Origin of the sequence: Agrococcus sp. KRD186 (assembly GCF_017168255.1) — a bacterium.
In the GTDB taxonomy this organism is placed as follows: Bacteria; Actinomycetota; Actinomycetes; order Actinomycetales; family Microbacteriaceae; genus Agrococcus.
Window position 1 is genome coordinate 205,613 of sequence record NZ_JABFAP010000001.1, and the last position, 10,755, is coordinate 216,367.

General features: G+C 73.1%; 10 protein-coding genes and 2 pseudogenes. 8 read left to right on the forward strand and 4 right to left on the reverse strand.

What is annotated here, in order from left to right; all coding sequences use genetic code 11:
- The first annotated feature begins 128 nt into the window (after window positions 1–128).
- The 7 genes and pseudogenes from coaD to J1M46_RS01065 form a co-directional block, all read left to right on the forward strand.
- Window positions 129–611, forward strand: coding sequence for a pantetheine-phosphate adenylyltransferase (coaD, locus tag J1M46_RS01035; protein ID WP_206446140.1), 483 nt, complete (start codon window positions 129–131; stop codon window positions 609–611).
- Window positions 608–1,477: a coenzyme F420-0:L-glutamate ligase gene (cofE, locus tag J1M46_RS01040; RefSeq protein WP_206446141.1), complete on the forward strand. Its 870-nt coding sequence runs from the start codon at window positions 608–610 to the stop codon at window positions 1,475–1,477. Before coaD ends, cofE begins: the two co-directional genes overlap by 4 nt.
- A complete protein-coding gene (locus J1M46_RS01045; protein ID WP_206446142.1) occupies window positions 1,474–2,475 on the forward strand; it encodes an AAA family ATPase in 1,002 nt (333 codons plus the stop codon). Before cofE ends, J1M46_RS01045 begins: the two co-directional genes overlap by 4 nt.
- Window positions 2,475–3,629, forward strand: a complete 1,155-nt coding sequence (locus J1M46_RS01050; RefSeq protein WP_206446143.1) for a DUF58 domain-containing protein — start codon at window positions 2,475–2,477, stop codon at window positions 3,627–3,629. The genes J1M46_RS01045 and J1M46_RS01050 overlap by 1 nt, the downstream gene beginning before the upstream one ends.
- The gene (locus J1M46_RS01055) at window positions 3,626–5,935 is read left to right on the forward strand and encodes a transglutaminaseTgpA domain-containing protein (RefSeq protein ID WP_206446144.1); all 2,310 of its coding nucleotides are present in this window, start codon (window positions 3,626–3,628) and stop codon (window positions 5,933–5,935) included. Before J1M46_RS01050 ends, J1M46_RS01055 begins: the two co-directional genes overlap by 4 nt.
- A gap of 47 nt (window positions 5,936–5,982) precedes the next feature.
- Window positions 5,983–6,588 carry a 2-phospho-L-lactate guanylyltransferase gene (gene cofC, locus J1M46_RS01060; protein ID WP_206446145.1) on the forward strand — a complete coding sequence of 202 codons (606 nt, stop codon included), beginning with the start codon at window positions 5,983–5,985 and terminating at the stop codon, window positions 6,586–6,588.
- A 75-nt stretch (window positions 6,589–6,663) separates the two neighbouring features.
- Window positions 6,664–6,780, forward strand: a pseudogene (locus J1M46_RS01065) (hypothetical protein); the annotation flags it as partial.
- Between the two features lie 42 nt (window positions 6,781–6,822).
- Here the strand turns inward: J1M46_RS01065 and J1M46_RS01070 are convergent.
- Window positions 6,823–7,683 carry a nucleotidyl transferase AbiEii/AbiGii toxin family protein gene (locus J1M46_RS01070; protein ID WP_206446146.1) on the reverse strand — a complete coding sequence of 287 codons (861 nt, stop codon included), beginning with the start codon at window positions 7,681–7,683 and terminating at the stop codon, window positions 6,823–6,825.
- On the reverse strand, window positions 7,680–8,255 hold the full coding sequence (locus J1M46_RS01075) for a type IV toxin-antitoxin system AbiEi family antitoxin domain-containing protein (protein WP_206446147.1): 576 nt from the start codon (window positions 8,253–8,255) through the stop codon (window positions 7,680–7,682). Before J1M46_RS01075 ends, J1M46_RS01070 begins: the two co-directional genes overlap by 4 nt.
- A 46-nt stretch (window positions 8,256–8,301) precedes the next feature.
- Here J1M46_RS01075 and J1M46_RS15155 point away from each other — a divergent pair.
- Window positions 8,302–8,465: pseudogene (locus J1M46_RS15155) on the forward strand (IS481 family transposase); the annotation flags it as partial.
- Window positions 8,466–8,880: 415 nt separating this feature from the next.
- Here J1M46_RS15155 and cofD read toward each other — a convergent pair.
- Window positions 8,881–9,828 carry a 2-phospho-L-lactate transferase gene (gene cofD / locus J1M46_RS01080; RefSeq protein ID WP_206446148.1) on the reverse strand — a complete coding sequence of 316 codons (948 nt, stop codon included), beginning with the start codon at window positions 9,826–9,828 and terminating at the stop codon, window positions 8,881–8,883.
- Window positions 9,825–10,755: ABC transporter ATP-binding protein (locus J1M46_RS01085; protein WP_206446149.1), on the reverse strand; the 931-nt coding region annotated here is incomplete at its 5' end. The genes J1M46_RS01085 and cofD, both read right to left, overlap by 4 nt.

Below are 10,755 nucleotides of genomic sequence, written 5' to 3' on the forward strand. Positions count from 1 at the left end.
CCGCCACCCCGCGCTTCAGACGGGCGCTTGGTTCCGCAACGGAGTTATCGAGGGTCTGCTACCAAGGACCCGTCTGAACGCCGGCCGCTGTCGCCGCGCGTTCACCTGCGCCCGATAGGCTGGATCCCATGCCCCGCATCGCCGTCGTGCCCGGTTCCTTCGACCCTGTGACCCTGGGTCACATCGACGTGATCGCACGCGCTGCGAAGCTGTTCGACGAAGTGCACGTGGTGGTGACGCACAACCCCGACAAGCAGGCGTTCCTGCCGGTGGTCGAGCGCGAGCAGCTCATCGAGCGCTCCATCGAGGAGGCGCGCATCGAGGGCCAGATCCGCATCGCCAACTGGTCGATGGGCCTGCTGGTCGACTACTGCCAGCAGGTGGGCGCCGAGGTGCTCGTGAAGGGCATCCGCACCTCCACCGACCTCTCGTACGAGACGCCGATGTCGATCGTGAACCGCAACCTCGCGGGCGTCGAGACCATCTTCATGCTGCCGAACCCCGAGAACGCGCACGTCTCCTCGTCGCTCGTGCGGCAGGTCTCCGAGCTCGGCGGCGACATCAGCCCCTACGTGCCGCGGGTGGTCGCCACTTTCCTGCAGCAGCGATGAGCGATCGCGAGCGAGGGAGCGACCACCGCGGCAGCGACCAGCCCAACCTCGCCCAGCCCAACCTCGCCCAGCCCAGCGCCGCCCTGCAGCTCTGGGCCGTGCGCGGCATCGGCGAGATCCGCGCCGGCGACGACCTGCCGGCGATCATCGCCGACGCGCTCGCCCCGCTCGAGCCGCGCGACGGCGACGTCGTCGTCGTCACCAGCAAGGTGGTCTCGAAGGCCGAGGGACGCATCCGCCCCGCCGTCGAGCGCGAGCAGGCCATCGACGACGAGTCGGTGCGGCTGGTCGCCAGCCGCGAGCACCCCGGCGGCGTCACCCGCATCGTCGAGCACCGCACGGGCCTGGTGCTCGCGGCTGCCGGCATCGACGCATCGAACACCGACGACGGCACGATCCTGCTGCTGCCGATCGATTCGGATGCGTCGGCGCGCGCCGTCGCAGGCACCCTGCGGTCGCGCTTCGGGGCACGGGTGGGCGTGATCGTCAGCGACACGCTCGGGCGCGCCTGGCGCGTCGGGCAGACGGATGTGGCGATCGGTGCCGCGGGCATCCGCGTGCTCGAGCCGCTCACCGGCCAGCTCGATGCGAACGGGCGACCGCTGGTCGTGACCGCACCGGCGATCGCCGACGAGATCGCGGGGGCCGCCGACCTGGTCGCAGGCAAGGCTGACGGCGTGCCGGTGGTGCTCGTGCGCGGCATGGAGCGGCACGTGGCCGAGCTCGACGAGCCCGGCGCGACGCGCCTGGTGCGGAGCGCGGCGGATGACATGTTCCGGCTGGGTGCCGACGAGGCGTGGGCGCAGGGCTTCGCCGCCGGCGCGGCCTCGGCGACCACGATGGCCGAGGCGGAGGCGACGTCGTGAGCGGCAGCGAGGCCGCGGCGCAGCCGGCGGCGACCGCCACCGAGACCGGCACCGCCGCCGCGACCGACCAGCCCACCGCCGGCGAGCGCATCGAGCGCGCGGTCGGCAGCGTCATCTCCGGCAAGCACGAGGAGATCCGCACGGTGCTCACCGTGCTGCTGGCCGAGGGGCACGTGCTGCTCGAGGACGTGCCCGGCGTCGGCAAGACGCAGCTGGCCCGCGCCTTCGCCGCGGCCATCGGCGGCACCGTGCGCCGCATCCAGTGCACGCCCGACCTGCTGCCCAGCGACATCACCGGCATGTCGATGCTCGACCAGCGCACCGGCGAGCTGCGCTTCCAGCCCGGCCCGGTGTTCGCCAACATCGTGATCGCCGACGAGATCAACCGCGCGAGCCCCAAGACGCAGGCGGCGCTGCTCGAGTGCATGGCCGAGGGTCAGGTGACCGTCGACGGCATCACCCACGTGCTGCCGACGCCGTTCCTGGTGGTGGCGACGCAGAACCCGATCGACATGGAGGGCACCTACGCGCTGCCGGAGGCGCAGCGCGACCGCTTCATGGCCAGGCTCGAGCTCGGCTACCCCGACGAGGATGCCGAGCACGCGATGGTCTCCGCGCGCGAGACCGCCCAGCCGCTCGATGCGGTGCGGGCGGTGACGACCGAGGAGCAGTTCCAGACCGAGATCGACCAGGCCCGCGCGGTGCGCGCGCACGAGCTGGTCGAGCGCTACGCGGTGCGGCTCGCCCGCGCCACCCGCGCCCACCCCGACGTGCGGCTGGGCGCGAGCCCGCGCGCCACCCTGCAGCTCGTGCGGGCGGCGAAGGCGCACGCGCACCTGCTGGGCCGCGACTGGCTCTCGCCCGACGACGTCAAGGCGCTCGCGGTGCACGTGCTGCCGCACCACCTGGTGATGCACGATCCGCACGCGCGCTACGAGGACGCCACCGCGGTGGTGGCGCAGGCGCTGGCCAAGACGGTCGCCCCCGTCATGCGCTGATGGCCGCGCGCCGCCCGGCCGACCGCTCCAAGGCCCGCCCCACCGCGCGAGGCATCGTGCTGCTGCTGGCCGGCGCGCTGCTGCTCGTCGCCGCCTACTGGGAGCGGCAGGCCGTGCTGCTCGTGCCGGCGGCGCTGTGCCTGAGCATCGTGCTGCTGGGCGCCTGGTGGGCGGTCGGCGCGGTCGGCAGCGTGCGGCTCGGCGTGCCCGGCGTGGTGGAAGAGGGGGCGGATGCGTCGCTTCGCATCGCGGGCGAGCGTCGGCATGCGGGTGCCCGGTGGTCGACGTGGGCGCCCGGCCCGGAGCGCTACCTGCTGCTGGAGGGCGAGCTCGACGGCGAGGGCCGCGACACCGTGCGGCTCGGCGACCATCCGCGTGGCCGCTGGCGGCTGGCGCCGGTCTCGGTGACCGCGCTCGACCCGTTCCGCGTCATGCGCACCACACGCACCGTCGACCCGCTCGCGAGCCTCGTGGTGGGCCCGGAGGTGCTGCCGATCGCCTCCTCCGCGCTGCGCTCCAACCGCGAGGAGGGCCGCCTCGCGCAGTCCCGCACCGCCGACAACGTCGACGCGATGGTGCGCGAGTGGCGGCCGGGCGATCCGCAGCGCCGCGTGCACTGGCGGCAGAGCGCAAAGCGCGGCCAGCTGATGGTGCGGCAGGAGGCGAACCCCTCGAGCGACGAGGACCTGGTGGTGGTCGACACGGCGGCCGCGGCGGGCGCCGACCGCGAGGCGCAGGACCGGCTCGCGCGGGCCGCATGCTCGATCGTGCGGGCGCTCGCCGGCCAGGAGCGCACCGTCGTCGTGCAGGAGACCGGCGAACCCAGCATCCCGCGCGCCGACTGGCGCGACCTGCAGGCCGCGCTCGCGGCCTTCGCCTCGATGGAGTGCGAGGCGCTCACCGAGGACCGAGGCCCGGGACGGGCTTCGGCGCTGGGGTCGCCGCGGAGGTCCGAAAGGACCTCCGCGTTCAGCTCCACCGCGCACGTGATCGCGCTCGAGGAGTCGGCGCCCGAGACCTGGACGCTGACGCCCGGCACGACCCTGTGGCTGGTGGCGGCCCGCGACGCCCCGCCGCGCCGCATCGCGCCCGGCTCGCGCGTGCGCATCCAGCGCTGGATCGACCGCGTCGGCCCGGTCAGGGAGCTCTCGTGAGCGCGAGCGAGCTGCTGCAGCGCGGTGCCCGACGCGGCCCCGACGGCAACGGGGCGGACCCCGAGCGAGCCCGTGGACGAATCCGCGCCGGCACGGTCGAGACCATCGCCCTCGCCGTGCTGCCGGTCGCGTGGCTGTGGTCGGCGATCTCGGTGCTGGGGGAGGCGTGGCTGTGGCCGGTGGTCGCCGCCGTCGCGACCATGACGGTCGCCGCCTCGCTGGCGCGCGCCGTCTGGCCGCCGCTGGTCGCCTCGGCGATCGCTGCGCTCGTGGGCATCGGCTGGGTGACGGGGCTCACCGCGCCGGAGCAGGCCATCCTCGGCATCGTGCCGACGCCCGACGCGGTGCTCGAGTCGATGGCGGTGCTGAACCAGGGCGTCATCGACATCGCCTGGGCGCAGTCGACGCCGCTGGATGCGACCGGCGCGGTGCTCGCGGTGATCGTGGCGGCGGCGGTCGCGGTGACGGTGATGACGGATGTGCTGGGGCACGGCCTGCGGGTGCCTGCTGTCGCGGTCGTGGTCGCGGCGGTGCCGCTGCTGCTGCCGATCGCCTTCCGCATCGACGTGCCGTGGTGGCACGCGCTGCCCGGCGTCATCGCCACCGCCGCGGTGCTCGTGGCGCCAGCGATCGACGAGCGGGCGGCGCGGCCACGCAGCTGGGTGGCGCCGGTCGCGCTGGTGGCGGCTGCCGCCGTGCTGTCGGCGGCGGTGCCGCTGCTCGCGCCGAGCCCGCGCGAGAGCGAGTTCGACCTGCCGACCTTCGAGGAGCTGTTCACGCCGGCGACGCCGATCCTCAGCACCCAGATCGACCTCGGCGACGAGCTGCGCCGGCCCGCCGACCGGCCGGTGTTCACCTACTCCACCACCGACGGCGCCCCGATCGTCTCGCGGCTGATGACGCTGCCGGAGGCCGGCCCGGAGGGCTTCATCGCGCTCGAGCCCGAGCCCGGCAGCCCGCAGGAGCTCGTCGAGGGTGCGCTGCTGGGCACGCCGATGCGCATGACCGTGCGGATGGGCGACGTGCGCGCAGAGAGCCTGCCGACGCCCGAGCGGGTGGCCGGCCTGCAGGCGCGAGAGGGCGCCAGCTGGGACGACGCGAACGACGCGCTGCGCATCAGCGCCGATGTGGAGACGCGCGGGCTCGAGTACACCGCCACCGGCAGCCGCTCGCTGCCGCTCGACGAGCTGCCCGCCGACGCCGGCACGAGCGGCCACGACGAGTACCTGGCGATGCCGGAGGCCGCCGCCGCGATCGTCTCGCAGGGCGCGGCGCTCGTCGACCAGGGCATGAGCGCCGCCGAGCGCGTGCAGGCGGTGCACGGCTTCATGACCGGAGGCGTCTGGAACTACTCCGAGCAGCTCGATCTGCCCGGCTTCGCCGGTGCCGGGGGCGACGGCTGGGAGGCGCTCGCCGGCTTCCTCGAGACCCGCAGCGGCTACTGCGTGCACTACGCCAGCGCCACCGCCGGCCTGCTGCGCGGCGCGGGCGTGCCCGCGCGCGTCGCTGTCGGCTTCCTGCCCGGCAGCGAGATCAGTGGCGGCTGGGCCGTCTCCACCAACGACATGCACGCGTGGGCCGAGGCCTGGATCGACGGCGCCGGCTGGGTGCGGGTCGAGACCACGCCGGGCGCCGGCACCGGGGCGGCGAGCCCCGAGGGCGCGGAGATCACGCAGAGCCCCACGCCCGAGCCCACGCCCTCCGAGACCCCCGAGGAGACGGCGCCGCCGACCGCCTCGCCCACGCCCAGCACCGCGCCGACGGCGCCGACCCCGAGCGGCAGCGCCGCCCCCGGCGCGCCCCGCCCGGGCGACGGCATCGCCATCGATCCGGCGCTGCTGCGTGCGCTGCTCATCGGCCTCGGCGTGCTGCTGCTGGCGCTGCCGGCGACCGTGCGCGCCCTGCAGCGCGCGGTGCGGCTGCGGCGCGGCGCCCCGGGCGGCTGGCTCGAGCTGCGGGCGACGCTCGCCGATCTCGGCAGCACCCTGCCCGCCTCGGCGACGCCCGGCCAGCTGCAGGCGGCGCTCGCGAGCCGCGTCGAGTCGAAACCCGAGTCCGGGCCGGGGCCGGAGCCGCAGCCGGAGTCCGGGCCGGCGGCAGCGGCCGACCGCGTGCGCCTGGCCGCCGAGCGGGCGGCCTTCGACGCCGGCCCGCGCGACCGCGGCGTCGTCGACGCCGACGTGCGCACCGTGCGGCGGGCGCTCGCGGCGGGCGCGCCATGGTGGCGCCGAGCGCTGGCGGCGGTGCTGCCGCGCAGCCTGTTCCGGGTCGTCGCGCGCGACGAGGGCGACGAGCAGCGTTCCTGAGCGCCGGCGGTCAGAGGCTGCATCCGAGTCGACGTAGTCTGGATGGCATGCTGTGGTCGATCGTGATCCCCGTCAAGGGCTCCATCGGCAAGTCGCGCCTCGACGCGGGCGACGCCCGGGCGGCGCTCGCGGTGGCATTCGCCCGCGACACCATCGCGGCTGCGCGAGCCACCGCATCCGTCGACCGCGTCGTGGTCGTCACCTGCGACGAGCAGGTCACCGCGGGGCTGCGCGGCATCGAGGTCGTCGACGACCCGAGCGCCGGGCTGCGCGCGGCGATCCTGGCGGGCACCGCGGTGCTCGACGCGGGCGCGCCGGTGGCCGTCGTGCTCGGCGATCTGCCTGCGCTCACCCCTGCCGAGCTGGAGGGGGCGCTCGAGCTGGCCGGGCAGGAGCAGCGCTCCTACGTGCCCGACGCGCTCACCACCGGCACGACGCTGCTGGCGGCGAGGCGGGCGGATGCGCTGCGGCCGCACTTCGGCCCAGGCTCCGCCGACCTGCACCGGCGCGCCGGCCACGTCGAGCTGCCCGTCGCGCCGGATTCGGGGTTGCGGGTCGACGTCGACGAGCTGGCCGACCTGCACATCGCGGTCGAGCTCGGCGTCGGCGCGCACACGCGGGCAGTGCTGCGCGACGCGGCGATCGCCGCCTAGCGTTGCTTCCCCGTGACGCGGTGCACGCGTCGCATCGGTGTGAGGTCGCCGATGCCGGTGAGGGGTCGGTGATGATTGCAAAGATGCAGCAAAGTCGGGCCAGCCAGCACGCGCATCTTCGCCGACCATGTCTCGTGCAAGACTCGCGCCGCGCGTGCAGAACTTGCCGAAACTAGCGACTTTATGCGCGAGAGTGACACGGTCCTTGTCGGCTCCATGGACCGCCTCGCCCGGTCATTCCGCGACCTCGAAGATAGCGAGCTGGTGGATGTAGTCGTTGACCCAATCGACCGCTTCGTCAAGCGGCAGCACGTCCAGGTCCGCGGCGGCTTCGTTGTAGAGCCCCTGCCAGTCGGGCCCGGCCTCCAATTCTGGAGGCCATGTGTGATGGTTCCGGAACCGGAACAGGCGCTGCGCGGTCTCGCTGACCAACTGGACGTCGGCATCGGGGATGAGCAGCTGAAGATCGACCAAGTCGTGGGCGCGATTGCTCTCCGGCTCGGTGCAGGCGTGGAGCTTCTGGCTGATCTGGTGGTGCAGCGGAAGGACGCGCACCGGCGCTGGTTCTAGAAGGCCTAGTTCCGCGAACACCTCGAGGACCTCGTCGGACATGACCGTCTCGACGGGCTCGTTCGTGGTTGCTTCGAGTTCGTCGTGACCCACCTCGAGCTCGACGCTCATGAAGTCCCTGCCCTTGTAGGAGAGCTTCACTCGGACCGGTTGCATGATGTAAGAGTCGCCGATGCGGTTGCGTAACTCCGCCGGCGCCCGGAGCTCACCTGCGATAGCGCTGCCGGCGAACCCTCCCCAGCCGTCACTGAGGCGCCCGCTCAACTCGTCGAGGAAGGCTTCTCGGTCACCGCGGAAGGCGGTGTCCAGGTCCGGGGTCTCTCGCGTGATGCTGTCGCCGAAGCGTAACTTCAAGCCGGTACCGCCCTTGACGGCTGAGTCCGGCAGCATCTGTGAGACCACAACGTTGCCGATCAAAGCCTGGAAGCGTTTCAGCGTGGCTCCGCGGTGCTTCGCCGCAGTAGCAATGGCACCACGGAGCCTGTTGACGTTTGCGGGTGCAGGGACGATTGGATCCCTGGTCATCGGGAGCTGCTCCTTGTGTTCGTCTGGTGAATAGCGTCGACGACGCGCCGTGCTTCGTCGGGGCTAATGAGCCCGCGCGACTTGGCCTGCTCTGCGGCAGCAAGGAGACGGTCGTTCATGATGCGCCCGATGCTAGCGATTAGCGCGGCCGATAGAGACATGGCCGGGATGCCATCAATCGCATCGCGGTCGCTTTCGGGAACGCGCCGGCGCACGACCTGAACCGTCGAAGGCAGTTCCTGTCTCACACGGCTCGGAACGGCGACGGCAACCTTAATCCGCCGAAGGTTGACCTGCGCCAGGTCGTGGGCCGCCAAGACCGCCTCGTCGGCCAAGACAGCCTCGTCACCGACGAGCGCCACAGCTTCGGCGAACTCATCCAACGGGCCTCGCGGCACCTCGGTCATGCGATAGACGCCCTGCCCTAGGCGCTCCAATGCTCCGCGCTGAGTCAACTGGCGAACAGCGGAGCCCGGCACCCCGGCCTCTTCCGCGTCCTTCACGGTGACGACGCCGTGTGTGTCGAATGCCAGCTCGCGCAGAACTTGCCGGTACGTCATTCGAGCTTCCATGACCAAAACCGTAGCATAAACACTACGATTTTGGATGGTTTGGGCGACCGTCTGTGACGACCACTCGCGCATCGCCTACGCCGAGTCCATGACTGTGAGGTTGCGGCCACCCCAATCGGCGTCCTTCGACGCGCGACCGTCTGGTTCGGCAAGCGCAGCGTCACGGTCGAACGGGTGCTCTCCGAAAACGAGTCGTGCCACCTGTCCCACGGCTGCACAGATGCAGGCGATTCCACATTGCCTGCGGCAACCAGCCACACATCAGCCACTCAACCAACGTCCCGGGTCAGTCCGACCAACTCAGCGCAATGAGCCCCACACGACGCGATGCGAATCGCCGGTGGGGCAAGCGCGCGCCATCCATCTCCGCGGCCGTGATGCGCCGACATCGTCGGGATCGTTGCGCAGTGCCTCGGCTTGGTCACGCATGCGCGCCCGGCGCTACAGCCGTTCTGCCTGCAGGATGGCCTCTCGCTCGGCTTCGGAGCGAGAGGCGCCTTCTCGGGTCAATCCGGCCAAGGCTCACTGGACCTCGGAGTCCGTGCGGATCGTCAGCGTTGTCATGCTCGCCGTTGTACAACAATACGCAGTGCACAGCGCAATCGCGTTCGTCGGCGGTAGACGGTCACGGCGCGGCCAGTGCCAGCGCGTCGCGTGCCACCTGCGCCGCCGGCCCGCCGGGCGTGAGGAGCAGCGGGCGCGCCTCGGCGCGGATGCCCAGCTCGCGGAGCGCACCCAGCCCCGCCTCGTCCTCCTGCGCGACGAGCCAGCCGTCGAGGAGGCCGCCTCGCGAGCGTGCGCCGTAGTGCGCGGCGACCGCAGCCGCATCCGCCCTCACACCGATGACCTCGAGGCACGTCGCCGCCATGCCGCGCAGCGCCTGGCCGCCGATGATGGGGGAGACGCCCACGATCGGCGCGGTCGCCGTGTCGAGCGCCTCGCGCACGCCCGGCATGCCCAGGATGGTGCCGATCGAGACGACCGGGTTCGAGGGTGCGATGAGCAGCACGTCGGCGTCGGCGATGGCGGCCTTTGCGGCGTGCGAGATGCGGGCGCGCTCGACGCCGTGCTGCACGAAGCGGTGGGCGGGGGCCTGCGCGCGGGTGCGCACCCACCACTCCTCGAAGTGGATGACGCCCTCGTCGGTGACGACGTGCGTGGGCACCTCGTCGTCGGTGACGGGCAGCAGGGTGGCGCCCAGCGGCCAGCGGGCGGAGAGCCGCGCGGTGGCCTCGGTGAGGGTCGCGTGCTCGCGCAGCATCGCGGTGCGGGCCAGGTGCGTGCCGAGGTCGAGATCGCCGAGCGTGAACCAGGGCCAGCCGACGCCGTAGGCGGTCAGCTCGGCCGCCACCCGCTCGCTCTCGCCCGCCCGGCCCCAGCCGCGCTCGGTGTCGCCGACGCCCGCGAGCGCGTACATGAGTGAGTCGAGGTCGGGGCACACCTTCACGCCCGCGAGCCACATGTCGTCGCCCACGTTCGCGACGATCGTGATGTCGGCGTCGGGCGCCGCCTCGCGCAGCCCGAGCGCGAAGCGGGCGCCGCCGACGCCGCCTGCCAGCACGGTGATCCTCATGCGCCTGCTCCTTGGTTCATCCTGCGGTACCTGATGGCGACCCCGTCGGGGGCGGCGTCGATCGACGCCTCCACGCCGTAGACCGAGCGGATGCGGTCGGACGTCAGCACCGCATCCGCACCGCCCGCCGCGATCACCCGCCCGCCGTCGACGAGCACCACACGGTCGGCGTGGGTGGCGGCGAGGGCCAGGTCGTGCACGGTCAGCACCACCGGGCGGTCGGCCGCCAGCCGCCGCACCAGCTCGAGCAGGTCGAGCTGCCAGGCGACGTCGAGGTGGTTCGTGGGCTCGTCGAGCAGCAGGGCGCTGCCGGGGGCGGAACCCGCCTGCTGCGCGAGCGCCCGGGCGATGTGCACGCGCTGCAGCTCGCCGCCGGAGAGCTCGCCCAGGCGCCGCTCGGCGAGCGTGGTGGCCCCGGCGTCGGCGAGCGCCGCCTCGACTTGCGTCTCGTCGCCGATCGCGAAGCCCAGCATGCGGTGATGCGGGGTGCGGCCGAGGCGCACCGCCTCGCGGGCGGTGAGCTGCGGCACCGCGTCGGCGAGCTGCTCGACGAGCGCGACGCGGCGGGCGCGCTCGCGGGCGGACATGGTGTCGAGGCGCACGGTGAGAGCCTGCTCGGTGTGCGCCTGCTCGGCGCGGGCCCGCGCGGTGTGCGCCTGCTCGGCGCGGGCCCGCGAGGTGTGCGCCTGCTCGCTGGCACCCGATGCCACGCCCAGGTGCACCTCGCCGCGCACGGTGGCGCGCTCCGGCAGGACGCCGGCGATCGCGCGCAGCATGGTCGACTTGCCGGCGCCGTTGGGGCCGACCAGTGCGGTGATCTGGCCGGCGGGTGCGCTCCAGGTCGCGTCGTCGACGAGCGTGCGGCCGGGCACGGCGATGGTGAGCCCGCGCACCTCGAGCCCGCCCGACTCGAGCCCGCCCGACTCG

Bases quoted from the DNA above. Each gene is read 5' to 3' on its own strand.
- J1M46_RS01075 (WP_206446147.1), bottom strand. From the start codon at position 8,255: ATGGAAGCTCGAATGACGTACCGGCAAGTTCTGCGCGAGCTGGCATTC.
- coaD (WP_206446140.1), top strand. From the start codon at position 129: ATGCCCCGCATCGCCGTCGTGCCCGGTTCCTTCGACCCTGTGACCCTG.
- J1M46_RS01050 (WP_206446143.1), top strand. From the start codon at position 2,475: ATGGCCGCGCGCCGCCCGGCCGACCGCTCCAAGGCCCGCCCCACCGCG.
- J1M46_RS01070 (WP_206446146.1), bottom strand. From the start codon at position 7,683: ATGACCAGGGATCCAATCGTCCCTGCACCCGCAAACGTCAACAGGCTC.
- cofE (WP_206446141.1), top strand. From the start codon at position 608: ATGAGCGATCGCGAGCGAGGGAGCGACCACCGCGGCAGCGACCAGCCC.
- cofD (WP_206446148.1), bottom strand. From the start codon at position 9,828: ATGAGGATCACCGTGCTGGCAGGCGGCGTCGGCGGCGCCCGCTTCGCG.
- cofC (WP_206446145.1), top strand. From the start codon at position 5,983: ATGCTGTGGTCGATCGTGATCCCCGTCAAGGGCTCCATCGGCAAGTCG.